Source organism: Curtobacterium luteum (assembly GCF_001475545.1).
Taxonomy (GTDB): Bacteria; Actinomycetota; Actinomycetes; order Actinomycetales; family Microbacteriaceae; genus Curtobacterium; species Curtobacterium luteum_A.
The window spans coordinates 50,710-74,140 of sequence record NZ_LDQC01000038.1 but is presented as its reverse complement, the minus strand read 5'-3'; the positions used below and the strand labels follow the sequence as shown (position 1 = coordinate 74,140).

General features: G+C 70.8%; 22 protein-coding genes. 6 read left to right on the top strand and 16 right to left on the bottom strand.

Annotation, left to right across the window (positions count from 1 at the left end; all coding sequences use genetic code 11):
- The first annotated feature begins 61 nt into the window (after nucleotides 1-61).
- Genes NS184_RS07200 through NS184_RS07185 form a run of 4 tightly spaced genes read left to right on the top strand, consistent with a single transcriptional unit; the run spans nucleotide 62 to nucleotide 3,749 of the window.
- On the top strand, nucleotides 62-892 hold the full coding sequence (locus NS184_RS07200) for a phosphoribosyltransferase family protein (RefSeq protein ID WP_058725437.1): 831 nt from the start codon (nucleotides 62-64) through the stop codon (nucleotides 890-892).
- Entirely contained in the window at nucleotides 889-2,445 is a 1,557-nt protein-coding gene (locus NS184_RS07195) for a nicotinate phosphoribosyltransferase (RefSeq protein ID WP_058725436.1), read from the top strand. The genes NS184_RS07200 and NS184_RS07195 overlap by 4 nt, the downstream gene beginning before the upstream one ends.
- On the top strand, nucleotides 2,442-3,095 hold the full coding sequence (locus NS184_RS07190) for an NUDIX hydrolase (protein WP_058725435.1): 654 nt from the start codon (nucleotides 2,442-2,444) through the stop codon (nucleotides 3,093-3,095). Before NS184_RS07195 ends, NS184_RS07190 begins: the two co-directional genes overlap by 4 nt.
- A gap of 18 nt (nucleotides 3,096-3,113) precedes the next feature.
- Nucleotides 3,114-3,749 carry a pyridoxal 5'-phosphate synthase gene (locus tag NS184_RS07185; protein ID WP_058725434.1) on the top strand — a complete coding sequence of 212 codons (636 nt, stop codon included), beginning with the start codon at nucleotides 3,114-3,116 and terminating at the stop codon, nucleotides 3,747-3,749.
- 37 nt (nucleotides 3,750-3,786) lie between these two features.
- Here NS184_RS07185 and NS184_RS07180 read toward each other — a convergent pair whose 3' ends face one another.
- The gene (locus tag NS184_RS07180) at nucleotides 3,787-6,249 is read right to left on the bottom strand and encodes an ATP-dependent helicase (protein ID WP_058725433.1); all 2,463 of its coding nucleotides are present in this window, start codon (nucleotides 6,247-6,249) and stop codon (nucleotides 3,787-3,789) included.
- Between the two features lie 12 nt (nucleotides 6,250-6,261).
- Complete coding sequence (locus NS184_RS07175; RefSeq protein WP_058725432.1) at nucleotides 6,262-7,272, bottom strand: glycerophosphodiester phosphodiesterase family protein; 1,011 nt, start codon at nucleotides 7,270-7,272, stop codon at nucleotides 6,262-6,264.
- Between the two features lie 214 nt (nucleotides 7,273-7,486).
- On the opposite strand from NS184_RS07175, the gene NS184_RS07170 reads away from it, so the two are divergent.
- Entirely contained in the window at nucleotides 7,487-8,350 is an 864-nt protein-coding gene (locus tag NS184_RS07170) for a Bax inhibitor-1/YccA family protein (protein ID WP_058725431.1), read from the top strand.
- Nucleotides 8,351-8,623: 273 nt separating this feature from the next.
- Here the strand turns inward: NS184_RS07170 and guaA are convergent, their stop codons facing one another.
- Genes guaA through NS184_RS07145 form a run of 5 tightly spaced genes read right to left on the bottom strand, consistent with a single transcriptional unit; the run spans nucleotide 8,624 to nucleotide 13,485 of the window.
- Complete coding sequence (guaA, locus tag NS184_RS07165) at nucleotides 8,624-10,219, bottom strand: glutamine-hydrolyzing GMP synthase (RefSeq protein ID WP_058725430.1); 1,596 nt, start codon at nucleotides 10,217-10,219, stop codon at nucleotides 8,624-8,626.
- The gene (locus tag NS184_RS07160; RefSeq protein ID WP_058725429.1) at nucleotides 10,216-10,662 is read right to left on the bottom strand and encodes a DUF3817 domain-containing protein; all 447 of its coding nucleotides are present in this window, start codon (nucleotides 10,660-10,662) and stop codon (nucleotides 10,216-10,218) included. Before NS184_RS07160 ends, guaA begins: the two co-directional genes overlap by 4 nt.
- A gap of 10 nt (nucleotides 10,663-10,672) precedes the next feature.
- The gene (locus NS184_RS07155; RefSeq protein ID WP_058725428.1) at nucleotides 10,673-11,452 is read right to left on the bottom strand and encodes an SURF1 family cytochrome oxidase biogenesis protein; all 780 of its coding nucleotides are present in this window, start codon (nucleotides 11,450-11,452) and stop codon (nucleotides 10,673-10,675) included.
- A gap of 5 nt (nucleotides 11,453-11,457) precedes the next feature.
- Nucleotides 11,458-12,951, bottom strand: coding sequence for a cation:proton antiporter (locus tag NS184_RS07150; RefSeq protein ID WP_058725427.1), 1,494 nt, complete (start codon nucleotides 12,949-12,951; stop codon nucleotides 11,458-11,460).
- Nucleotides 12,952-12,954: 3 nt separating this feature from the next.
- A complete protein-coding gene (locus NS184_RS07145) occupies nucleotides 12,955-13,485 on the bottom strand; it encodes a cation:proton antiporter regulatory subunit (RefSeq protein WP_058725426.1) in 531 nt (176 codons plus the stop codon).
- 121 nt (nucleotides 13,486-13,606) lie between these two features.
- On the opposite strand from NS184_RS07145, the gene NS184_RS07140 reads away from it, so the two are divergent.
- Nucleotides 13,607-14,110: a hypothetical protein gene (locus NS184_RS07140; RefSeq protein ID WP_058725425.1), complete on the top strand. Its 504-nt coding sequence runs from the start codon at nucleotides 13,607-13,609 to the stop codon at nucleotides 14,108-14,110.
- A 63-nt stretch (nucleotides 14,111-14,173) separates the two neighbouring features.
- On the opposite strand, the gene NS184_RS07135 is transcribed toward NS184_RS07140, so the two are convergent.
- From NS184_RS07135 to NS184_RS07095, 9 genes are all read right to left on the bottom strand, one after another.
- Nucleotides 14,174-16,045 (bottom strand): glycerol-3-phosphate dehydrogenase/oxidase, encoded by a 1,872-nt coding sequence (locus NS184_RS07135; RefSeq protein ID WP_058725424.1) that lies wholly within the window; start codon nucleotides 16,043-16,045, stop codon nucleotides 14,174-14,176.
- 33 nt (nucleotides 16,046-16,078) lie between these two features.
- Nucleotides 16,079-17,200, bottom strand: coding sequence for a GuaB3 family IMP dehydrogenase-related protein (locus tag NS184_RS07130; protein WP_058725470.1), 1,122 nt, complete (start codon nucleotides 17,198-17,200; stop codon nucleotides 16,079-16,081).
- A 9-nt stretch (nucleotides 17,201-17,209) separates the two neighbouring features.
- Nucleotides 17,210-18,268, bottom strand: a complete 1,059-nt coding sequence (locus tag NS184_RS07125) for a D-alanine--D-alanine ligase family protein (RefSeq protein ID WP_083513525.1) — start codon at nucleotides 18,266-18,268, stop codon at nucleotides 17,210-17,212.
- Nucleotides 18,265-19,566 carry an alanine racemase gene (gene alr, locus NS184_RS07120; RefSeq protein WP_058725423.1) on the bottom strand — a complete coding sequence of 434 codons (1,302 nt, stop codon included), beginning with the start codon at nucleotides 19,564-19,566 and terminating at the stop codon, nucleotides 18,265-18,267. The genes NS184_RS07125 and alr overlap by 4 nt, the downstream gene beginning before the upstream one ends.
- Nucleotides 19,563-20,210 (bottom strand): M15 family metallopeptidase, encoded by a 648-nt coding sequence (locus tag NS184_RS07115; RefSeq protein WP_058725422.1) that lies wholly within the window; start codon nucleotides 20,208-20,210, stop codon nucleotides 19,563-19,565. The genes alr and NS184_RS07115 overlap by 4 nt, the downstream gene beginning before the upstream one ends.
- Nucleotides 20,211-20,289: 79 nt before the next feature.
- Nucleotides 20,290-20,499 carry a hypothetical protein gene (locus tag NS184_RS07110; RefSeq protein WP_058725421.1) on the bottom strand — a complete coding sequence of 70 codons (210 nt, stop codon included), beginning with the start codon at nucleotides 20,497-20,499 and terminating at the stop codon, nucleotides 20,290-20,292.
- A gap of 215 nt (nucleotides 20,500-20,714) precedes the next feature.
- Nucleotides 20,715-21,560: an ABC transporter ATP-binding protein gene (locus NS184_RS07105; protein ID WP_242862986.1), complete on the bottom strand. Its 846-nt coding sequence runs from the start codon at nucleotides 21,558-21,560 to the stop codon at nucleotides 20,715-20,717.
- Nucleotides 21,557-22,441 carry an ABC transporter ATP-binding protein gene (locus tag NS184_RS07100; protein WP_058725420.1) on the bottom strand — a complete coding sequence of 295 codons (885 nt, stop codon included), beginning with the start codon at nucleotides 22,439-22,441 and terminating at the stop codon, nucleotides 21,557-21,559. The genes NS184_RS07105 and NS184_RS07100 overlap by 4 nt, the downstream gene beginning before the upstream one ends.
- A complete protein-coding gene (locus NS184_RS07095; protein WP_058725419.1) occupies nucleotides 22,434-23,420 on the bottom strand; it encodes a branched-chain amino acid ABC transporter permease in 987 nt (328 codons plus the stop codon). Before NS184_RS07095 ends, NS184_RS07100 begins: the two co-directional genes overlap by 8 nt.
- Nucleotides 23,421-23,431 lie beyond the last annotated feature (11 nt).

Genomic DNA, 23,431 nt, shown 5'->3' with positions numbered 1-23,431 from the left:
GATGAGACGCCACGGAACCAGGTACTTGTCGTATTGACAAATACCGTGGTACGGTCGTGTCATGGCAGTCGAACTCAGCACCTGGGATGCCCAGGGCACACCGACGACACCGACGTTCTCCACCATGCGGTTCCCCGCGGGTGAGGCGCACGTCAAGGTCGTGGACGACGCCGACGCGGGGGCGACCACCGAGATCGCGACCCTGCGCGGCACGAGCGGTGACGACCTCCTCATGCTCGGCATGTGGGCGGACGCCGTCCGGCAGCGGGGTGCGCGGTCCGTCGCGCTCGTCCCGTACCTCCCCGGCGCTCGGCAGGACCGCGGCCTCCCGTTCGGCGCGAAGGTCTACGCCGACGTCCTCAACGGCTTCCACATCGACCAGGTGATCGCGTTCGACCCGCACTCGCCGGTCATCGTCGGACTGGTCGAGCGGCTCACGGTGGTCACGAGCGAGCGGGTCGTGCGCGACGCCGTGCTCGCCGGATCCGACTACAGCGGTGTCATCGCGCCCGACAAGGGTGCGGTCGCCCGCGCCTCCGCGGTCGCCACCACCGCCGGCCTGCCGCTCTTCCGCGCCGAGAAGCACCGCAACCCGGACACCGGGAAGCTCGACGGCTTCTCCTGCGAGCCGCTCCCGGAGACCGGTCGCCTGCTCGTCGTCGACGACATCTGCGACGGCGGCGGGACCTTCATGGGCCTCGCCGGGTCGACCGGCCTGCCGAAGGAACGGCTCGGCCTCTGGGTCTCGCACGGCGTCTTCTCCGGCCGCGCCCCACAGCTCGCCGAGCACTTCGGCGAGATCGTCACGACCGACAGCTACCCGGCGCAGAACGCCGTCCCCGGTCTCCGGACCGTCCCGCTCAGCCCGTACCTCACGAAGGAGATCCGATGACCACCACCACGACGGGCATCGAGCCCCGCATCACCACCGCGAGCCCGATCGCGCCGCTCCTCGCCGTCGACGGCTACAAGCACTCGCACCGCCAGGTCTACCCGGCCGGCACGACCCGGATCCTCATCAACTGGACGAACCGGTCGAACAGCCACATGCCGGAGTCGACGCACGCCGTGGTGTTCGGTCTGCAGGCGTTCATCCAGCGCCACCTCGTCGAGGCGTGGGCGCCGTTCTTCGCCGCCGACGAGGACGAGGTCGCCGACCTGTTCGAGCAGGCGCTGCAGGGCTACTTCGGCCCGAACCACATCGGGACCGACCACGTCCGAGCGCTGCACCGACTCGGGTACCTGCCGCTCGACGTCAAGGCCCTGCCCGAGGGCACCCTCGCCCCGATCGGCGTCGCGACGCTGACCATCGAGAACACGATCGACGAGTTCTTCTGGCTCCCGAACTACATCGAGACCGCCCTGTCGGCGTCGATCTGGCACCCGTCCACCGTCGCGACGAAGGCACTCGAGTACCGCGACCTCATGGAGGACTGGGCAGCGCGCACCGGCGCCGACCCGGCGAGCATCGACTTCGCCGCCCACGACTTCTCCTTCCGGGGGCAGTCGAGCATCGAGTCAGCGGCCGCTGGCGGCGCCGGACACCTGCTCTCGTTCCTCGGCACCGACTCGATGCCGTCGCTCGACTTCATCGACCGCTACTACCCCGGCGACAACGGCTGGGTCGGCGCGAGCGTCCCGGCGACCGAGCACAGTGTCATGTGCGTGCGCGGAGCCGACGGCGAGCTCGAGACCTTCGAGCAGATCCTCGACGTCTACCCGACCGGCATCGTCTCCGCGGTGAGCGACGGCTTCGACCTGTTCAAGGTGATCACCGAGACGTTGCCGCAGCTCAAGGACCGCATCACGGCCCGTGACGGCAAGCTCGTCATCCGCCCCGACTCGGGCGACCCGGTCGACATCGTCACGGGCACCGTCCACGGCGTCCCCGAGGACGAACTGTTCCGCCCCGGTCGGAGCCACGAGGAGAAGGGCGTCGTCGAGCTCCTCGACGACCTGTTCGGCCACACCGTGAACGAGCAGGGCTTCAAGGTCCTCGACCAGCACATCGGCGTGATCTACGGCGACAGCATCACCCTCGACCGCGCCCGGCGCATCTACGAGCGGCTCGCCGCCAAGGGCTACGCGAGCGACAACATCGTCCTCGGGATCGGGTCGTACACGTACCAGTACATGACCCGTGACAACCTCGGGAGCGCGGTGAAGGCGACCTGGGCGCTCGTCGACGGCGAGCCGGTCGACATCCAGAAGGACCCGAAGACCGGGAGCGGCAAGAAGAGCGCGAAGGGACGGATCGCCCTGCACCGCGACGCGGACGGCGAGATCCGGCAGACCGACGAGGCGAGCGCGGAGGACGAAGCCACGAGCCTCCTCCAGACCGTCTGGGTCGACGGCCGGTTCACCGTCGTGCAGTCCTTCGCCGACGTCCGGGCCACGCTCCGCGCGGAACGGGCCGCCCGCGCCGCCCGCCGGTCGGACGCGTGACCGACGCCGCATCCGCGGCCCGCGACCAGCCGCTCATCGCGATCGACGTCGTCCCGATGTCGTTCACGTCGACGGACGGTCTGCGGGTCGCGACCGCGCGTCGGCCGTACGCGCCGTTCGCCGGCCGGGAGGCACTGCCCGGCGTGCTCCTGGACGCTGCGGAACGCCTCGTGGACGGCGCAGGGCGCGCACTGCGGACCAAGACCGGGATCGAGGCGGCTGCGGTCCGGCACCTCGCGCAGGTCGGCGCCTTCGACGGACCGTCGCGTGACCCGCGGGACGCCGCGATCAGCATCGCGTTCCTGGCGGTCGTGGCGCCGGCGGTGGACGGACCGCTCGCGCTGTGGCGGCCGGTCGACGGAGCCGAGCCGGGCCTCCCGTTCGACCACGACACGATCGTCGCCGCCGCCGTCGACCAGGTGCGTACGCGACTGTGGCGCGACGTCCCGTTGACGCGCGCGCTGCTCGGCGAGGTCTTCCCGACCTCGGCGGCGGCGCAGCTGCACGCGACGCTGCACGGCAGCGCCCCGGACGCGGGCAACCTGAACCGTTCCCTCCGCACGAACCCGGCGCTCGTCCGGGCCACCGTCCCGGCGACGGCGAGCACGCGGGGCGGGCGTCCCCCGGCGACCTGGACGTGGGCGGACTGAGCGCGGTTGGCTGGGGGCATGTCCGCTTCGCTGTCCGGTGACGACTCCCTGCACCTGCCCGAGTTCGACGCGCCGCCGCCGTCCCCGATCGACCTCGCCCGGCAGTGGCTCCACGACGCCGACGAGCGCGACGTGTCCGAGCCGATGTCGATGACCCTCGCCACAGCGGGCGCCGACGGCCGGGTGTCCGCGCGGACGGTCGACGTGAAGCGTCTCGAGGACGACGGACTCGTGTTCGGCACCTCAACGTTGAGCCCCAAGGGTCGGCAGCTCGCCGAGAACCCGCACGCGGCGCTCCAGGTGTACTGGCGCGAGACCATGCAACAGCTCCGGTTCGAGGGCCGGGCCGTGCAGCTCTCCGACGAGGCGTCCGACGCCCTCTTCGCCGACCGGTCGCCGAAGTCCCGCGCCGCGACCGCGATCGCCGACCAGTCGGACGTGCTCGAACCGCGCACGCTGCAGGACCTCATCGATGACGCGAACGTGCTGCTGTCGGACACGGACGACGACGTGCCCCGCCCGGAGGGCTGGGTGGCCTGGCGTCTCGAGCCGGAGGTCGTTGAGTTCTGGCAGGGCAGCCGGGACCGCATGCACCGGCGGCTGCAGTACGTGCGGACGCCCGACGGGTGGGACGCCGCGCGCTTGCAGCCGTAGCCGAGACCGCGCCGACCTGGCGCAGCGCGTCGATACGCTAGAGCTTCTCGATCGGGGCGATCTTGATGAGCAGCTTCTTGCGCCCCGCCGAGTCGAACGCGATCTCCGCGATGCGCTTCGCCCCCTGGCCCGTGACCGCCGACACCGTGCCCTCACCGAAGTCGACGTGCTTGATCCGATCGCCGGCCGCCAGCTCGAGGTCCCCGTTGTCACGGACCTGCCCGGACACCCGGTTCGCCCACTCGGTCTTCGGGCGCGTCTTCGCCGCGGCAGCGGCACGGTCGTAGGAACCACCACCCCAACCGCCGCCGCCCCGGTAGCCACCGCCCGCGCCACCGGCACCGCCCGAGCCAGCGCCGCCGAAGCCACCTCGTCGAGCGTTCAACGCGCGGGGCTCGGTACCACCGCGGCTGTTCGCCATGCCCGGCGACTGCTTCCACTCGATGAGCCCCTCGGGGATCTCCTGGAGGAAGCGGGAGGGCATCGCCACGTTGACGTCACCGAACTGCGCGCGGGTCATCGCGAGCGAGAGGAAGAGCGACTTCTTCGCGCGGGTGATGCCCACGTAGAAGAGCCGGCGTTCCTCGGCCGGGCCACCTGGTTCGTTCGCGGACATCCGGTGCGGGAGCAGGTCTTCCTCGACACCGGTCAGGAACACCGCGTCGTACTCGAGGCCCTTCGCCGTGTGCAGCGTCATCAGGGACACCGTTCCGGAGGAGTCGTCGAGCTCGTCCGCCGCCGCGACGAGGGACACCTCGGTGAGGAAGTCGGACAGCGTGCCGTCCGGGTTGTTCTTCTGGAACTCTCGCGTCACGGCGACGAGCTCGTCGATGTTGTCCGCGCGTGCGGCGTCCTGCGCATCCGGCGACTTCCGGAGGTTCTCGAGCAACCCGGAGCCGTCGAGCAGCTGCGTGAGGGTGTCGACGACCGGCTGGTCCTGTGCCTTGGCGGAGACCTCGTCGAGGAGCGCCGCGAACGCCGTGATCGCGTTCCGGACCTTCGGGCCGAAGCCGAGTTCGTCCGCGTGGCGGAGGGCCTCGCGCATGGTCGTCTCGTGCTCGTCGGCGTAGCGCTGCAGGGTCGTCTCGGTGACCGCGCCGATGCCGCGCTTCGGGACGTTGAGGATGCGGCGGAGCGCCATCGGGTCGGCCGGGTTCGCGATCGTGATCAGGTACGCCATCGCGTCCTTGATCTCCGCGCGCTCGTAGAACTTCGTGCCGCCGAGCACCCGGTACGGGATCGCCGCCCGGATGAAGATCTCCTCGAGCGCACGCGTCTGCGAGTTCGTCCGGTAGAAGACCGCCATGTCGCGGTAGGCCGTGCCGCCCTCGTGCAGCCGCTGGACCTCGTCCGCAACGAACTGGGCCTCGTCGTGGCCGGTGTACCCGGTGAAGCCGACGATCTTGTCGCCGGCACCGACGTCGGTGAACAGGTTCTTCGCCTGCCGGTCGAAGTTGTTCGCGATCACGGCGTTCGCGGCGTCGAGGATGTTCTGCGTCGAGCGGTAGTTCTGCTCGAGCAGGATCACCTTCGAGTTCGGGAAGTCCCGCTCGAACTCGACGATGTTGCGGATGTCGGCCCCGCGGAACGCGTAGATCGACTGGTCGGAGTCACCGACGACCGTCAACGACGCCGGCGCGATCGACCCGTCGCGCTCCCGCATGCGTTCGACGTGCTGGCCGGCGTCCTCGAGCGCGTCGACCTGCTCGACCGGCACCGGGCGCGTGAGCTCGCGGATCAGGGCGTACTGCGCGTGGTTGGTGTCCTGGTACTCGTCGACGAGGATGAACCGGAACCGCCGCTGGTAGAGCGCCGCGACGTCGGGGAACGCCCGGAACAGGAACACCGTCTGCCCGATGAGGTCGTCGAAGTCGAACGCGTTCGCGCGACGGAGCTCGTCGGTGTAGCGACGGAAGACCTGGGCGAACATGACCTCTTGCGGGTCGTTCGCGTTGATGTTCCGGACGTAGGTGTCGACGTCCTGGAGCTCGTTCTTGAGCTTCGAGATCTTCGACGCCGCTGCCCCGACGGTGAGCCCGAGCTGGTCGGCCTCGTACTCCTTGATGATCCGCTTGAGGAGCGCGCGCGAGTCCGCCGAGTCGTAGATCGTGAACGACTGCGAGAACCCGAACCGCTCGGCTTCGCGCCGGAGGATGCGCACGCACGCGGAGTGGAACGTCGAGATCCACATGCCCTCGGCTTCGTTGCCGACGAGGGCCCGCACCCGCTCGCGCATCTCGGCGGCGGCCTTGTTCGTGAACGTGATCGCGAGGATCTGGGACGGCCAGGCTTCGCGGTTGGCGAGCAGCAGTGCGATGCGACGCGTCAGCACGCTCGTCTTGCCCGAGCCGGCGCCGGCCACGATCAGGAGCGACTCGCCGCGGTACTCGACGGCTTCCTTCTGCTGGGGGTTCAGACCCGCGGTGAACGGGTCCTCGTAGGCAGCGGCCCCGCCACCCTGCTCAGGGGACGAGTCGAATGGGTCCAGCACGATCGTCATGTCCGGGACAGTCTAGGCGGCACCCCCGACAGCCGAACGGGCCGCGACCGCGAGGTCCGTGTGGTCCGCGAACACCCCGTCGACGCCCGTCCGGATGACCGACGTGAACCACCGCTCCCAGTCACCGTGCGCCGCGACGTCCCCGCCACGTCGGAGCGGCGCCGGCAGGAAGCGGTTCTCCGGCCGCAGGGTCCACGTGAACACGTCGAGACCGGCGTCGTGGGCCCGGTCGACGATCGAGCTGCGGACCGGTCCGCGGTCGTCCAGCGCGCGGGTGTCGACCCCCGCCATCAGGGTCTTCAGGTCGACGCTGATCCCGTGGAACTCGGTCGCGAGCTCTGCGAGCGCCTCGTCGGACCGCTCGGACGCGTACGACGGAGCCAGCGATCCGTGGGACGCGACCTCGTCGGCGGCGCTGCCCCGCGCCTCCTGGAGGTACACGAGCCGACCACCCGTGCGACGCGCGCGGAGGTCACGGAGCACGCCCTTCTCGAAGCTCTCGACCGTGAGCCGCTCGTCCTGCCGCCACCCGGAGTCACCGAGCACCGCGTCGAGCATCGCGCCCATCGGGAAGCCGGCGTGCTCGAAGTACGTCGCGTGCTTGACCTCGGCGACGAGGCCCACCGGCCGCGGCGCGTCGTCGAGGATCGCGAGGAGGTCCTCCAGCCGCAGGATCGGGTCCTCGCCGTCGTGCCCCGCCGACAGCGGTCGCAGGGCGGGGAGGCGCTCCCAGGTCCGAAGCGTTCGCAGCTCCGCCCACGTGAAGTCCTCGGTGAACCACCCGGTCAAGGTCTGCCCGTCGACCGTCTTCGTGGTCCGGCGGTCGGCGAACCCGGGGTGGTCTGCGACGTCGGTCGTGCCGGATATCTCGTTCTCGTGCCGCAGCACCAGGACACCGTCGCGTGTCGGGACGAGGTCCGGTTCGATCGCGTCACACCCCATCGCGATCGCGAGGTCGTAGGCGCTGCGCGAGTGTTCGGGACGGTGTCCGGACGCGCCGCGGTGGGCGATGACGAGGGTCATGCGTGCACGGTACCGGCCTGGAGGCACGGCTCGCCGCCGCCTGTCAGCCCACCTCCGTCAGGTGCTCAGGCCCGGCACGGCGAACTCCGAGCCGGGGCTGCGACGATCGCCGCAGGCGACCACGGGACAGCCGTTCCGCTCGCCGCGAATCCACAGCCTTCCGGGCCGCCCGGTCCGTAGGCTGAGAGGACTCGAACATTCAGGAGAGGACACCATGGCCTTCAAGCCCGGTTTCGACCAGTCCCCCGCCTTCAACGACGCGGGGCGGAACGCCTGGGGCGCGGGCGCCGGACAGCAGCAGGCTGGCTGGGGTCAGACGCCGCAGGCCGGCATGACGCCCGACCAGCTGCAGTACATGTACGACCGCCCGTCGGCATCCACCGTCGACACCGATCGCATGTCGTACGAGGACACCATCGTCAAGACGCTCCTCGCCTTCGGCGTGCTCGTCGTCGGTGCGGTGGCCGGCTGGAACCTCCCGCCGATCGTGTGGATCGTCGGTGCGATCGTCGGCTTCGTCCTCGCGATGGTGAACACCTTCAAGAAGAAGCCGTCTCCCGCGCTGGTCCTGGCCTACGCGGCGTTCGAGGGTCTCTTCGTCGGCGGTATCTCGAAGTTCTTCGAGTACAACTTCGCGGCGCAGACCGGCGGGATCGTCGCCCAGGCAGTGTTCGGCACGCTCGGCGTCTTCGCCGTGACGCTCCTGCTCTTCACGTCGGGCAAGGTCCGCGCGACACCGAAGCTCACGCGCTTCTTCCTCGTCGCGATGGTCGGGTACCTGGCGTTCCAGCTCGTCAACCTCGTCCTGATGTGGACCGGCGTGACGCAGGGTTCGTTCGGCCTGATGAGTGCGACGCTCTTCGGTATCCCGATCGGTGTCCTCATCGGCATCTTCGTCGTGCTCATGGCGGCGTACTCGCTGATCCTCGACTTCGACCAGATCAAGACCGGCGTCCAGCGCGGCGCTCCCCGGATCTACGCGTGGACGGCGGCGTTCGGCCTCATCGTCACCCTGGTCTGGCTGTACCTCGAGATCCTGCGCATCCTCGCCATCATCGCGAGCAGCCAGCGCAACTAGCACCACTCGACCCGCGCGACACGAAGGGCCCCGGCGAGCACGCCGGGGCCCTTCGTGGTGCGCGGCTGAGAGTGGCGGACGCAGGGCGGCGATGCTGAGACCCGCCGTGAGGTTCCGCGACTCGCCGCGCACGATCGTCGAGGTTCCAGGGACCTCCCGCGAGGGAGCAGAAGGTGCCAGCATTCCGGAACCTCAGGAACCACACACGCACCCCGGACGCACGAGGGCCCGGCACGCAGTCCGCGTGCCGGGCCCTCGGGTGTCAGGGAGTGGCTACTCCCACTCGATCGTCCCCGGCGGCTTCGACGTGACGTCGAGCACGACGCGGTTCACGTCCGGGACCTCGTTCGTGATGCGGTTCGAGATCTTCGCGAGGGTGTCGTAGGGCAGGCGCGTCCAGTCGGCGGTCATGGCGTCCTCCGACGAGACCGGACGCAGCACGATCGGGTGGCCGTAGGTGCGGCCGTCACCCTGGACACCCACGGAGCGGACGTCGGCGAGCAGGACGACCGGGCACTGCCAGATCTCCTCGTCGAGGCCGGCCGCGGTGAGTTCCTCGCGGGCGATCTTGTCGGCGGCACGGAGCAGCTCGAGGCGGTCCTTCGTGACCTCGCCGACGATGCGGATGCCGAGCCCCGGGCCGGGGAACGGCTGGCGTCCGACGATGACCTCGGGCAGCCCGAGCTCACGGCCGACCGCACGGACCTCGTCCTTGAACAGGGTGCGGAGCGGCTCGACGAGCTCGAACGTCATGTCCTCGGGAAGGCCGCCGACGTTGTGGTGCGACTTGATGTTCGCCGTGCCGGAACCGCCGCCGGACTCGACGACGTCGGGGTAGAGCGTGCCCTGGACGAGGAACTTGACCTCGCCGGAGTCGGAGTCCGACGCCGCAGCATCGGCGCGGGCCTCGAGCACGAGGGCCTCGGCCGCCGCCTCGAACGTGCGGATGAACTCGCGGCCGATGATCTTGCGCTTCTGCTCGGGGTCGCTCACGCCGGCCAGGGCGTCGAGGAACTGCTGCTCGGCGTCGACCGTGACGAGCCGCACACCGGTCGAGGCGACGTAGTCCTCCTCCACCTGCTTGCGCTCGTCGGCGCGGAGGAGCCCGTGGTCGACGAAGACGCACGTGAGCTGTTCACCGACGGCCTTGTGCACGAGGGCAGCGGCCACGGCCGAGTCGACGCCACCGGAGAGCCCGGCGATGACCCGCGCGGAGCCGACCTGCTCCTTGATGCGGGCGACCTGCTCCTCGATGACGTTCGCGGAGTTCCAGTCACCCGGGAGTCCGGCGGCACGGTGCAGGAAGTTCTCGAGCACGGCCTGGCCGTAGACCGAGTGCTTGACCTCCGGGTGCCACTGCACGCCGTAGAGCTTGCGCTCGTCGGACGCGAACGCGGCGACCGGGGTCGAGGCGCTCGACGCGAGGACCTCGAAGCCCTCGGGCGCCTTCGCCACGGAGTCGCCGTGCGACATCCACGTGACCTGGGACGCCGGCTGGTCACCGAGCAGCACGCTGTCGGTGCCGGTCACGGTGACGTCGGTCGCGCCGTACTCCCGCTGGCCGGTCTGGGCGACCTCGCCGCCGAGGGCCGTCGCCATGGCCTGGAAGCCGTAGCAGATGCCGAGCACCGGGACGCCGAGGTCGAGGATGTCGCCGTCGAGGGACGGGGCGCCTTCCTCGTAGACGGACGACGGACCGCCGGACAGCACGATGGCCGAGGGGTCCTTCGCCTTCACCTCGTCCGCGGTGATCGAGTGGGGGACGATCTCGCTGTAGACGTTGGCCTCACGCACGCGGCGAGCGATGAGCTGCGCGTACTGGGCTCCGAAGTCGACGACGAGGACGGGACGCTGGTCGGTCTCGCTCACCGAGCGGCCTCCTTCTCACGCTGCTGGGCAGCGGTCAGCTCGTTGTAGGTGTCCATGGCCTTCTGCTGCATGCGGTGCTCGACCACGAAGGACATGAACGGGATGATGCCGCCGAGGGCGATGAGCAGGAAGCGCGAGGGCCTCCAGCGCATGATGCTCCACAGACGGAAGTCCGTGAAGAGGTAGAGGACGTACAGCCAGCCGTGCGCGATGAGGATCGCGATCGACAGGTTGAACGTGCCGGGGGCTTCGCCGGCCGTGCCGTTCGGGACGAAGAACGGGCCGTTGCCGAGCTGCATCTCGAGCTGCAGCGGCGTGTACTTGATGATGACCTCGACCACGAGGGCCAGGAGCAGCACACCGGTGATGTACGCGGAGACGCGGTACCACTTCACCGCGCCCGGGATCTTCGGGACGTCGCGCGGTCGGACGGTCAGAGCCATATCGGCCATCCTACCGTCGGTCGACGAGCGCCCCGTCGGCGCTGTGGAGGCGCTCACGACGCTCCTCTTCCTCGCGCTCGAAGGCGTCCTTCACGAAGCGGTACCAGAGGAAGACGGCGAACCCGGCGAAGACGACCCACTCGATCGCGTAGAAGAGGTTCAGCCAGTCGAACTGGACCTCGCGCGTCGGGGCGCGGTCGGCGATGGTGCCGAGGTCAGCGGCCTTCGCGGTGGATGCGTCGGCGACCACGTACCCGAGGTACATGCGGTCGTCGAACTGCTTCCACGTGTTCACGAACCGGGACGGCGCCACCGCCGAGTACTCGCCCTCGTCGTAGGTGTCCTGGTCGGGGGACTCCTCCGGGTAGAGCCGCCCCTCGATCGTCATCGTCTGCCCGTCGGCCAGTCGGTCTCCGCCGGCGACCGCGGCCGCACGCTGGTCGGACCACCCGATCACGACCGGGAGGCTCGCGCCCGTGCCGGAGTCGACGAGGTGTCCGACGGTCTGGTACGTCCCGCCGCCGCTGCGACCGGTCAGGACGGTGGTGTCACCCGCGACGAACGTGCCGGTGACGGTGATCTTCTGCCCGGCGAGCGCCTCCGTCACGGGCTCCATGGGTGCGAGGGCGTCGTCGAGCGTCCGCTGGGTCTCGGTGGTCGCGGGGAGGGGCTTGCCGTTCTGGATGCTCCGCTCGAGCTGCCACTTGCCCAGGAACGCGAACACCGCCGCGAGCACGAGCGCGAGCAGCAGCAGTGCGATCCACTTCGGTCGTCGGGCAACGGCCCACATTCGTATCAGTACTCCGGATCGCGCTGTCGCACCGGGCGTTCGGGACGCTCGGCGGGGATCTCCACCGACGAGGTCACGGGTTCGTCGCGGGGCTCCGGTGCACCATTGTCGCGCTCTTCCCTCCCAGCGGCCTCCACGAGGGCGAACTCCTCCGCGAACTGCCGATCGCGTTCCGCGCGACGAGCCGCGCGCGCGGCGTCCTCGTCGGCGACCCCGGCGGTGGCGGCGGCGTCGATGGCCTCGTCGAGGGCCGGCCCGGACGCCCCCACGGGCACGCCGCGACCACCGCGGGACCCGAGTCGCGCGCGGAGGCGCTGGCGCAGCCGCGCGACGCGCGCCGGACGCACCACGAGGCGGCCGATCCGGTCCGAGTTCACCGCGAGCAGCGGACCGAGGACGGCCATCACGAGGACGTAGAGGCCCGCGAACGCGGTGATCCGGGCCTCCAGGCCGGCGGCAGCCGAGAGCGTCGCGAGGATCAGCGCGAACTCGCCACGGTTCACGAGGATGACCGCGGTGTTGATGCCCTGCTGCACGTTGAAGCCGTTCATGCGGGCGACGATCTGCCCGGCGACGGCGTTGAGCACCACGGTCATGCCGATCGCGCCGAGGACCGGCCAGAGCACCTCGCCGAAGGTCGACAGGTCGAGCCCGAGGCCGAAGTTCACGAAGAAGAACGCCGCGAAGACGTCACGCATCGGCAGGGCGAGCTGCTCGATCCGGTCGCGGTAGCGGGTGGCACCGCAGAGCAGGCCGATCACGAACGCGCCGATCGCGTCGGTCACGCCGAGGATCTCGCCGATGCCGCCGAACATGACCGCGAGGCCGAAGAACAGCACGGTGAAGAGCTCGTCGTCGCGCGTGGCGAAGATCCGGGAGACCCACTTGCCGGCGAACCGGGCGAGCGTGAACATCACGATGAGGAAGCCGAACGCCAGCGCGAGCTTGCCGACGACGCCCCAGATGTTCGTGTCGCCGGAGAGCACGACGGACACGATCGCCAGGTAGATGGCGATGAAGACGTCCTCGATGACGGTGACGCCGAGGATCATCGGCGTCTCGTCGTTCGCGAGGCGCCGCAGCTCGATGAGGAGCTTCGTCACGATCGCACTCGACGACGTCGCGGTCATGCCCGCGATGATGAGGGCTTCGCGGGTGCCCCAGCCGAGCGAGAACCCGAAGGCGAAGCCGATGCCCATGTTGATCGCGACGTAGGTGCCGCCCGACACGAGGAGCTTGCCGGCGTTGCCGTAGAACTCCTCTTGGTCGAACTCGAGTCCGAGGTTAAACAGGAGGAGCACGAGCCCGAAGGTCGCGATGAGCTCGATCGTGTCGGACTCGACGCTCAGGCCGAACCAGGGCGTGTGCGGGCTCGCGACGAGGCCGACGACCATGTAGATCGGGATGGCCGGCAGGCCGATGGTCTTGCCGAGGCGTCCGAGGACGTAGGCGATGACGAAGAGCACACCGATGGTGAGCAGCTCACCACCCAGGTGCACGCGTCAGCTCCGGCGCGGGGCCTCGGCCGAGGCGGCCGCAAGCTCTCCGCTGCGGTAGAACGAGAACGCCTTCGCGACCTTCTCGGGCGCTCCGGCCACGACGATGGTGTCGCCGGGGAACACGACGAAGTCCGGGGAGGGGGCGGGGTTGGCGCTGTCACCACGGACCACCGCGACGACGGTCAGTCCGATGAACCCCGAGTCGTGCAGATCACCGAGGGGCTTGCCCGCGATGGCGTCCTCGTAGTCGACGGAGAACCAGTCGATGCTGAGGCCGGGGATCTCGTCGAGCTTGTCGAGGCCCTCGGTGATGCGGGTGCCGCCGAGCAGCTCCGCGAGGGTGTGCGCTTCGTCCTCACTGAGGCGCAGCGACACCTTCTCCGACTTGTCCGCGCCGTCCGAGACGTCCGCGAAGGAGATGAGGTCGGAGTGTCCCGACCGGTGCGTGATGACACCGCACTTGCCACCGTCGTCGGTGTAGAAGCTGTGCAGCACGCCGACTCCGGGGAGCTTGACGCGATGGACGTCGACCATGAGATGGCCTCCCTTTCCGAGTACCACGATGATAACCACCGGCGGGGTCGGGGCATTCCGGCGGTCGGCATCGTCCTCCGGGCCGATGCGGGTGGCCGCGCGGCGAGGCTACGGTCGCCGCATGACCTCCAGGACCGTCCCGACCGCGGGCGCCGCCGTCGTCGTCGCCTACGCAGCACTGCTCGCGGTGAACGCGCTCGTGGCCGAGCCGCTCTCGGTCGCCCCGGACCGCCCGCTCGCGTCGGTGTACGCGCACGTGGACGCGATGGGGAACTCCTCCGCACAGGACGCCGTCGGCGTGCTCGTCGTCGCCGGGATCGGCGCGCTGCTCGGCATCGGCGTCGCGGTGCTCGGCGTCCGGCAGCACCTGCCCGCCACCGTCGTCGTGATCATGCACCTCGGCCTGGTGGTCCTCGGCGCGGGCGCGGTCTTCCAGTCGTCGTGGTTCCTCGGGATGGACCTCGCGGACTCCTACCCGGGCTCCGACGGCCCGCACACCGTCTGGCCGACGGTGCTCGGCTGCACGAGCGCACTCGCGGTCGTCGCGATCCTGGCGGTCCTGACGGCCGCCGCCGACCGCACGCGACGCCGGGCGGGCGCATCCGACGGGGGCGCGGGCGTGTGACGGGCGCGCACCGCGCCTCCAGGCCGGTCTGGAGGCACGGTGCGGGTCGGCGACGTGCGTCGCCTAGCGGGGTTCGCTCGTCTTCTCCCCGACCACCTGCTCGTCGGACGCCTTCGCGCCGTCCGCACCGTCCGACCGGCCGCCGCCGACGACGACGTCGTCCTCGTCGAAGCCGAACGCGATGTCGGGCGCCTCGAGCCGGACGCGGTCAGCCGACTCGTCGTCGGGCTGGAGCTGCGACGCGCGCTCGGCGGCGACGCGCTTGAGGTAGTTCGAGACCTCGTTCTCGGTCGTCTCCTGGTCCCACCCGAGGACGTCGGCCATGAGCTTCGCGGCGACCGGGGCTGCCGACTCACCGCGGTCCCAGGCCTCGATCGAGATGCGGGTGCGGCGGGCGAGGACGTCCTCGAGGTGCAGGGCCCCCTCGTGCGAGGCCGCGTAGACGACCTCGGCACCGATGTAGTCGTCCGCCTGGGGCAGGGGTTCGGCCAGCGACGGGTCCTGCTCGACGAGCTGGAGGACCTCGGTCGCGAGGGTGCCGTAGCGGTTGAGCAGGTGCTCGATCCGGACCTTGTGCACGCCGACCTGCCGGGCCGTCCGACCGCGGCGGTTCCACGCGGCCGGGTAGCCCTCGGCGCCGAGCAGGGGGATGTCCTCGGTGGTGGACTCCGGGATCCTGCCGTCCATCGCGGCGACGGCCTCGTCGATGGCGTCCTTCCCCATCACGCGGTAGGTCGTCCACTTGCCGCCCGCGACCACCACCAGGCCCGGGGCGGTGTGCGCGACGACGTGCTCGCGGCTGAGCTGCGAGGTCTGGTCCGACTCCCCCGCGAGCAGCGGTCGGAGGCCGGCGTAGACACCCTCGACGTCCTCGCGGGTGAGCGGGACCGCGAGCACCTTGTTGACGTGCTCGAGGATGTAGTCGATGTCCGCCGCGGTCGCCGCCGGGTGCGCCTTGTCGAGGTTCCAGTCGGTGTCGGTGGTGCCGACGAGCCAGTGCCGACCCCACGGGATCACGAAGAGGACGCTCTTCTCGGTGCGGAGGATCATCCCCGTGTTCGACTGGAAGCGGTCACGGGGGATGACGAGGTGCACGCCCTTCGACGCGCGGACCTTGAACTGGCCGCGGGTGCCGACCATCGCCTGGGTGTCGTCGGTCCAGACGCCCGTCGCGTTGACGACCTGCTTCGCCCGGATGTCGAACTTCTTGCCGGTCTGGATGTCGTGCGCGTGTGCCCCGACGACCCGCTCCCCGACCTTGATGAAGCCCTCGATGCGGACACGGCTGGCGGCGTGTGCCCCGTAGGACGCCGCCGTCCGGACGAGTGAGGCGACGTACCGGGCGTCGTCGACCTGGGCGTCGTAGTAGGTCATGCCGCCGACGAAGGCGTCCTTCTTCAGGCCCGGCATGTTCTTGAGCACCTGCTTGCGACTGAGGTGCCGGTGGTGCGGGACCCCGGGCGGACGCCCGCCGGACCAGCTGAACACGTCGTACATCGCCATGCCGATGCCGATGTAGAAGCGCTCCCACACCCGGTGGTTGAGCGGGTAGAGGAAGCGGACGGGCTTCACCAGGTGCGGGGCGATGCGCTGGAGGAGCAGGCCGCGTTCGATGAGTGCCTCGCGGACGAGGGCGAAGTTGAGCTGCTCGAGGTAGCGGATGCCGCCGTGCACGAGCTTCGACGACCGGCTCGACGTGCCCGATCCCCAGTCGCGTGCCTCGACGATGCCGACGCTCAGACCGCGGGTGGCGGCGTCGAGCGCACTGCCGGCACCGACGATGCCGCCGCCGACGACGAGGACGTCGACCTCGTGCTCCTTGAGCGCCGCGATCGCCGCCGCGCGTTCGTCGGGGCCGAGCTTCACGGTCGGGTCGAACCCGACACCGCCGGGCAGCCCGTCGGTCGTGGTGCTGGTGGTCGTTGCCTTCGCCATGGTCGCCTCCGGTTCACGGTCGGCGCCGGAGCGTCACTGCTGGTGGTACGGCGCCACGACCACTTCTACTCGCTGGAACTCCTTGACGTCGGAGTATCCGGTCGTCGCCATCGACCGCCGCAGGGCGCCGACGATGTTCGCGCGGCCGTCCCACGTGGGCGTCGGACCGTGCAGGACGTTCTCGAGCGGGGCGATCGTGCCGACCTCGACCCGGCGCCCGCGGGGCAGCTCGGGGTGGTGCGCCTCGGCACCCCAGTGGAAGCCACCACCGGGGGCCTCGGTCGCGCGGGCCAGGGCAGTGCCGAGCATGACGGCGTCGGCGCCCGTGGCGATGGCCTTGACGACGTCGCCCGCGGTGTCGAGGCCGCCGTCGGCGATGACGTGCACGTACCGGCCGCCGGACTCGTCCATGTAGTCGCGGCGTGCACCGGCGACGTCCGCCACCGCGGTCGCCATCGGCGCGTGGATGCCGAGCGCGGCCCGGGTGGTCGACGCGGCGCCGCCACCGAAGCCGACGAGGACACCGGCCGCACCGGTGCGCATGAGGTGGAGTGCCGACGTGTACGTCGAGGCGCCGCCGACGATCACGGGGACGTCGAGCTCGTAGATGAACTTCTTGAGGTTGAGCGGTTCCTCGTCCTGCGAGACGTGCTCGGCCGAGACGGTCGTGCCGCGGATGACGAACAGGTCCACACCGGCGTCGACGACGGTCTGCGAGAACTCCTGCGTGCGCTGGGGGCTGAGCGAGCCGGCGACGGGGACGCCCGCGGCGCGGATCTCGGCCAGGCGCGCGGTGATCAGCTCGGCCTTGATCGGCTCCGAGTAGATCTCCTGCATGCGCTTGGTGACGTTGCCGTCGGCGAGGGCCTTGATCTCCTCGTAGTACGGCGCCGGGTCCTCGTAGCGGGTCCACAGGCCCTCGAGGTCGAGCACTCCGAGGATGCCGAGCTTGCCCATCTGGATGACCGTGGCCGGGGAGGCGACGGAGTCCATCGGGGCGGAGAGGATCGGCGACTCGAAGGTGAACGCGTCGATCGTCCACTGGACGTTGACGTCGCGCGGGTCACGCGTGCGTCGCGAGGGGACCACCGCGATGTCGTCGAACGCGTACGCCCGCCGTCCGCGCTTGCCTGCACCGATCTCGACTTCACTCACGCACACAGCCTAGCGGGCGGCCTCCGCGGGGGTCCCGGACCGGGTGGACGGTGCCGGACCGCCCGTGCGGGCCGTCGTGCGGGTCGTCGTCCGGAGTGCGGTCTCGACCAGGCCGGACAGCAGGTCGGGGTAGTCGATGCCGACCGACGCGAACATCTTCGGCAGCTGGGACTGCGCGGTCAGGCCGGGCATCGTGTTCACCTCGTTGAGCACGACCTGACCCTCGGGGGTGACGAAGCAGTCCACCCGCGCGAGGCCGGCGCAGCCGAGACGGGTGAACAGGGCGCGGGCGACGACCTCGATCCGAGCGGCAACCGCGGCATCGAGCCGGGCTGGGAGCACGAACCGTGCGGAGCCGTCGTACTTGGTGTCCGCGTCGAAGAAGCCGTCTGCGTCGTTCAGCACCTCGAGCGGCGGCCCCACCACGACCTCGCCGTCCGGCCGTTCGAGCACGGCGACGTCGACCTCCCGGCCGGAGACCATCCGCTCGACGAGCACGCGGTCGTCGTGGGCGAAGGCCTCGGCGAGCGCCGCGTCGAGCTGCTCGGGGGCGTCGACCCGGCTCACGCCGAAGCTCGATCCGCCCGCCACGGGCTTGACGATCCAGGGCATCGGACCGACCGACGCCTCGAGTGACGAAGCGTCCGCGTCCCGACCTTCGTCGCGCGTCAGCATCGCACCCGGTGCGACGGCGACGCCGGAGGCCTGGGCGACGAGCTTCGTCACCCACTTGTCCATCGCGATCGCCCCGGCACCGACGGGCGACCCGACGACCGGGACCCCGGCGAGGCGGGCGAGGGCGGCGAGCGACCCGTCCTCGCCGTCCGGTCCGTGGACCGCGGGGAAGACGACGTCGGCGGAGGCGAGCACGGCGGCGGCCTCGGGGTACGAGCACGGCAGGTCGGCCGAGCGCCACCGGCCGTCACGGTCGATCGTCAGGCGGACGACCTCGTACCGGCTCGGGTCGAGGGCGGCCGCGACCGAGGCGGCACTCGCGAGCCCCACCTCGTGCTCGCTGTTGGCGCCCCCGCCGATGACGACGACTCGGACGGGCTCGGTGGTGCTCATGCGGTGCTCCTGCTGTTCGTGGTGTCGACGGTGCGCGCGATGCGGCCGCCGAGTCCGGTGACGATCTCGTGGGCGTTGGTACCGGCCCAGGCGGCCCAGTCCGCGGCCGTGGGCGCGCCCGCGCTGGCGGGCACGGCCGTGACGGCGGGCACGGCCACGGCAGCCCCGGCGCCGGGCTGCCCGGCACTTCCGGCGGCGTCGGCGGGACCGATCAGCGTGGCGACCTCGCCCGGCACCACCGGCGGCCCGGGCACCCCGGTCACGTCGAGCACGACCTGGTCCATGTTGATCCGCCCGACCACCGGCACGAGGCCCTCGCGGAGGCGCACCCGCGCCGACCCCGACGCGGCACGGGGGACCCCGTCGGCGTACCCGACCGGCAGCACGGCGAGCGCGGCGTCCCGCGGCGTGGTCCACGTCCCGTCGTACCCGACCGGGGTGCCGGCACGGACCGAGCGCACCGCGACGACCGGGGCGGTGACCGTCATCGCCGGCACGAGGTCGGCGTCGGAGGGCCCGATGCCGACGAGTGCAGCGCCGACCCGCACGGCGATGCCGGTCAGGTCGGCTCCGGCGAACGCCGCCGGGGTGCCGCCGAGGTGCAGGTCGACCGGGTGTCCGAGCGTGAGGTCTGCGGCGAGTCCGGCGAGCCGCAGCAGGGTCGCTGCACGCGCCGCGGAGGGGCGGTCGGCGTTCGGGACGTGACCCATCACCGCTCGGACGACGACCTCCCCGGCGCGTTCGGCGGCGGCCGCGGCGTCGAGGAGTCCTTGCCAGCGGTGCGGCTCGGCACCTTCGCGCGCCATGCCGGTGTCGATGTGGAGGTGCACGACGACGGCGGTGCGGGTGCGCCGCCCGGCGGCCGAGACGGCGGCCAGCGTGTCCTCGTCCCCGACCGCGACCTCGATCCGGTCCCGCGCGGCGGCGGCGAAGTCGGCTCCGGGGAGGTGCAGCCAGCAGAGCACGCGGGCGTCGATGCCGGCGGCCCGGAGCGTGAGCGCCTCGGCCAGGGTGGCGGTGCCGAGCGCGACGGCACCCGCGGCGAGCGCCGTGCGACCGACGACCGCGGCGCCGTGTCCGTACCCGTCGGCCTTCACCACGGCGACGAGGTCGTGCCCGCGGGCGGTGACCCGGCGGACGTTCGCGGCGATCGCGGCGGGGTGCACCGTGCGGAGCGGACCGACCGTCCGGGGGGTCGTCACCGGAGCGGGCCCGGCTGCCGACGTCGCCACCCGCTCGGGCCCAGCCGCCGGCGCCAGCACCGCGCCGACGGCCGCACCGCGACCCCGGACGGTCACGCCGCCGCTCCCGACGCGGCAGCGGGGACCGCCTCGTACCGGGCGGCGGCGGCACCCGTCCGGTGCGCCCAGTACCGGTCGCCGTGGCTCCAGTGCCACCACTCGGTCTCGTAGTTCACCATGCCGACCGGTTCGAGGGCCGAGGCCATCACCGCTCGGTTCGCCCGGGCCTCGTCGTCGATGTCCGGGGAGCCGGTGAAGCACCGGCCGCCGCTCTGCTCCGGGGTGTCGTCGATCGCCGTCCCCAGCCAGAGCTCGACGCCGTCGTCGTCCACGAGGGTGCAGTCGACCGCGGCCCCGGCGACGTGCGGCGCGGCCTGCGCGGGTGCGACGAAGCGGGAGACGAGGTCGTCGAGGTCGCCGGCGGTGGCGTCGGGGTGCAGGGCGGCCAGGGTCGCCCGGTAGTCGGCGATGATCGCGCACTGGGCCTCGAGCGTGCGGTACCCCTCTACCACGAGCAGGTGCACGCCGGCGGGGAGCGATCGGTCGGCACGCACGAGCCGGTCGGCCACGCCGGGCCGGACGAGCCCACCGGGACCGGACGACGCGCTGCGGACACCGAGGTCGGCCAGGCGAACGAGCGGCTCGTGCGTCGGGCGGACGGGGACCGCGAGGACGCGCGGATCGTTGATGAGCGTGGTCACACCCTCAGGGTGGCGGCAGGGTGCACGTGGCGGATCGGGGCGGCGGGTGAGCGCGGTCGTCCCGGAGGATGAAGTGCGATCAGCCGCGCGACCGACGCTTCCGCAGGACCCGGAGGGTGAGGCCGAGCAGCACCGCGAGCACCACGAGGACGACGAGGAGCACCGCGGCGACCTTCACGAGCAGTGCGGCCCCGACGAACAGCGCCACGAAGAGCAGCCAGACGACGGCGTCGAGCGCGAGGGGCCCGAGCGGGCGGGAGCCGCGCGGACGGGGACCGGGGGTGCGCACCTGCGCAACGGTAGCCGACCGTCGGGGCAGACCCGTGCCTCCAGGCCGGTGCACGGCGCGACCCGGCGGCCGACCCGCCGGGACCACCGGGAGCCGCACCCGGGACACCGGGACCGGGCGCACACGGGAATGGGGCCGTGCGGCGCGGAGCGTCCACGCACGGCCCCACCCGGTGCGGATCCCACCCCCACAGCGGGACCCGCGGCCGACCGGCGCTACCGCGCCGAGTCGACGTCCTTGGCGAGCGTCCCCAGGTACAGCTCGATGACCTTCGGGTCGTCGGCGAGCTCGCGCCCGGTGCCCGAGTACGCGTTCCTCCCCTGGTCGAGCACGTACCCACGATCGCAGATCTGCAGACAGCGTCGCGCGTTCTGCTCCACCATGATGATCGACACACCGGCCTTGTTGATCCGGCGCGTGCGGATGAACGTCTCGTCCTGCCGCACCGGCGACAGGCCTGCGCTCGGCTCGTCGAGGAGCAGCACCTTGGGGTCCATCATGAGCGCCCTGGCCATCGCGACCGACTGCCGCTCACCGCCGGAGAGCGATCCGGCCCGCTGGTTGCGGCGCTGCGCGAGCACCGGGAAGAGGTCGTAGATGACCTCCAGGCGCTCGGCGAACTTCCGGGGACGGAGGTACAGCCCCATCTGCAGGTTCTCCTCGATGGAGAGCGACGGGAAGACGTTGTTCGTCTGCGGGACGAAGCCGACACCCGCCTGGACGAGCTTGTTCGCCTTGAGGTTCGTGATGTCCTCACCCTGCAGGCTCACCGACCCCTCGCGGATGGACACGAGACCGAAGAGCGCCTTGAGGAGCGTCGACTTGCCGGCACCGTTCGGGCCGATGATGCCGATGAGCTCGCCGGGGTAGCAGTCGAGGTCGCACCCGTTGAGGATGTTGACCCCGGGCAGGTAGCCGGCGACGAGGTTCTTCGCGCTCAGGACCGGCTCGCGGTCCAGGGTGGCGGTGGCGGTCGGCGCTGCGGTCGCGCCGGTCTCGGCAGCCGCCGACGTCGGACTGGAGGCGCGGCTCGCGTCGGCAGCGTTCGGTGCGTCGGTCATCGGGTCGCCTCCTGCTCGTCTTCTTCCTTGACTTCCTCGGCGAGCTCCTCGTAGGTCTCCTCGGTGAGGAGCGAGTCGTCGCCCAGGTCGGTGTCGTGGTGGGCACCGAGGTACGCGTCGATGACGGCCTGGTCGTCCATCACGGTGTCGGCCGGCCCCTCGGCCACGACCTTGCCCTCGGCCATCACGACCACCCAGTCCGAGATGTGCCGGACCATGTGCATGTCGTGCTCGACGAACAGCACGGTCATGCCGTCGTCGCGGAGGGACTGGATGTGCCCGAGGAGCGACTGGGTCAGCGCGGGGTTCACGCCGGCCATCGGCTCGTCGAGCATGATCATCGTCGGGTCGGACATGAGCGCGCGGGCCATCTCGAGGAGCTTCCGCTGACCGCCGGACAGCGAGCCGGCGTAGTCGTCGGCCTTCGTGTCGAGCTTGAAGCGGGCGAGGATCTCCTCGGCCTTCGCGGTGATCGCCCGCTCACGGGGTCGCCAGAGAGCGGGGACGAGTGCGGCGAAGAAGTTCTCGCCCGGCTGGTCGCGTGCTCCGAGCAGCATGTTCTGCATCACTGTGAGCCGCGAGAGCGCCTTGGTGAGCTGGAACGTGCGGACCATGCCCTTGTTCGCGATGTGCGTCGCGCTCGTCTTCTGCAGCGTGTCGCCGTTGAAGCGGGTCGTCGCGCCGGGGCTCGGCTTGTCGAACCCGGTGAGCAGGTTGAAGAAGGTCGTCTTGCCCGCGCCGTTCGGGCCGATGAGGGCGGTGATCGAGCCCCGCTGGACCTCGAGGTGGTCGACGTCGACCGCGGTCATGCCGCCGAAGCGCCGGGTGACGGTGTCGACCGTCAGGATCGGGTCGGCCTTGGGGTGGCTGTACTCAGACACTGAACGTCAGCTCCTTCTTGTTGCCGAGGAGTCCCTGTGGACGGAACACGATGAGGAGCATGAGCGCGACGCCGACGAGCACGTAGGAGAACTGCTCCGCCTGCTGCTGGTTCATGATCGAGTCGGGGATGAAGTCGCTCGCGACCGTGCGGATGAAGAGCCGGACGACGAAGAACAGCACCGCGCCGAGCACCGGCCCGAACACCGTCGCCGCACCGCCGAGGATGAGCGCCGTCCAGATGAAGAACGTCATCGAGCGGCCCATGGCGTCCGGTTGCACGGAACTCGGCAGGACGTAGATGACGCCGGCCAGGGCTCCGAGTGCGCCACCGAAGACGAGCGCCTGCATCTTGTACGAGTAGACGTTCTTGCCGAGGGAGCGGACGGCGTCCTCGTCCTCGCGGATCGCCTTCACGACGCGGCCCCACGGGCTGCGCATGAGGAGGAAGAGCACGAGGGTGAAGAGGGCGACGAGTCCCCACGCCGCGAGTCGGATCCACCAGCCGTTGACGCCGTTGTTCGAGTACGTGAACCACAGGATGGTCGTGGTGCCGTCCGGCAGCGGGCTGATCGCGTTGAACGGGTCGCGGTAGGTCGATCCGGCGATGCCGTTCGAGCCGCCGGTGGTGTCCGTGAGCAGGCTCGACCGGCCGACCATGCGGATGATCTCGGCGCCGGAGATCGTCACGATCGCCAGGTAGTCACCGCGGAGCCGCAGGGTCGGGATGCCGAGGATGATCGCGAAGACGATGGCGATGGCGAGGGCGATGAGCACCGCCACCACGAAGGGCAGACCGTTCGTGATCGAGATCGCGAAGCCGTAGGCGCCGAGCAGCAGGAACGCCGCCTGGCCCATGTTGACGAGTCCGGTGAGGCCGAAGTGCACGTTCAGGCCGATCGCGGCGAGGGCGAACGCGGCCGTGGTGGGTGCCAGGGCCTCCTGGCTGAGGCTGCTGAGCAGGTTGACGAAGTAGTCCATGACGCGCTCCC

Coding starts and splice junctions, on each gene's coding strand:
- NS184_RS07200 (WP_058725437.1), top strand. CDS start 62: ATGGCAGTCGAACTCAGCACCTGGGATGCCCAGGGCACACCGACGACA.
- NS184_RS07195 (WP_058725436.1), top strand. CDS start 889: ATGACCACCACCACGACGGGCATCGAGCCCCGCATCACCACCGCGAGC.
- NS184_RS07185 (WP_058725434.1), top strand. CDS start 3,114: ATGTCCGCTTCGCTGTCCGGTGACGACTCCCTGCACCTGCCCGAGTTC.
- NS184_RS07180 (WP_058725433.1), bottom strand. CDS start 6,249: ATGACGATCGTGCTGGACCCATTCGACTCGTCCCCTGAGCAGGGTGGC.
- NS184_RS07175 (WP_058725432.1), bottom strand. CDS start 7,272: ATGACCCTCGTCATCGCCCACCGCGGCGCGTCCGGACACCGTCCCGAA.
- NS184_RS07170 (WP_058725431.1), top strand. CDS start 7,487: ATGGCCTTCAAGCCCGGTTTCGACCAGTCCCCCGCCTTCAACGACGCG.
- NS184_RS07160 (WP_058725429.1), bottom strand. CDS start 10,662: ATGGCTCTGACCGTCCGACCGCGCGACGTCCCGAAGATCCCGGGCGCG.
- NS184_RS07155 (WP_058725428.1), bottom strand. CDS start 11,452: ATGTGGGCCGTTGCCCGACGACCGAAGTGGATCGCACTGCTGCTGCTC.
- NS184_RS07145 (WP_058725426.1), bottom strand. CDS start 13,485: ATGGTCGACGTCCATCGCGTCAAGCTCCCCGGAGTCGGCGTGCTGCAC.
- NS184_RS07140 (WP_058725425.1), top strand. CDS start 13,607: ATGACCTCCAGGACCGTCCCGACCGCGGGCGCCGCCGTCGTCGTCGCC.
- NS184_RS07135 (WP_058725424.1), bottom strand. CDS start 16,045: ATGGCGAAGGCAACGACCACCAGCACCACGACCGACGGGCTGCCCGGC.
- NS184_RS07125 (WP_083513525.1), bottom strand. CDS start 18,268: ATGAGCACCACCGAGCCCGTCCGAGTCGTCGTCATCGGCGGGGGCGCC.
- NS184_RS07105 (WP_242862986.1), bottom strand. CDS start 21,560: ATGACCGACGCACCGAACGCTGCCGACGCGAGCCGCGCCTCCAGTCCG.
- NS184_RS07095 (WP_058725419.1), bottom strand. CDS start 23,420: ATGGACTACTTCGTCAACCTGCTCAGCAGCCTCAGCCAGGAGGCCCTG.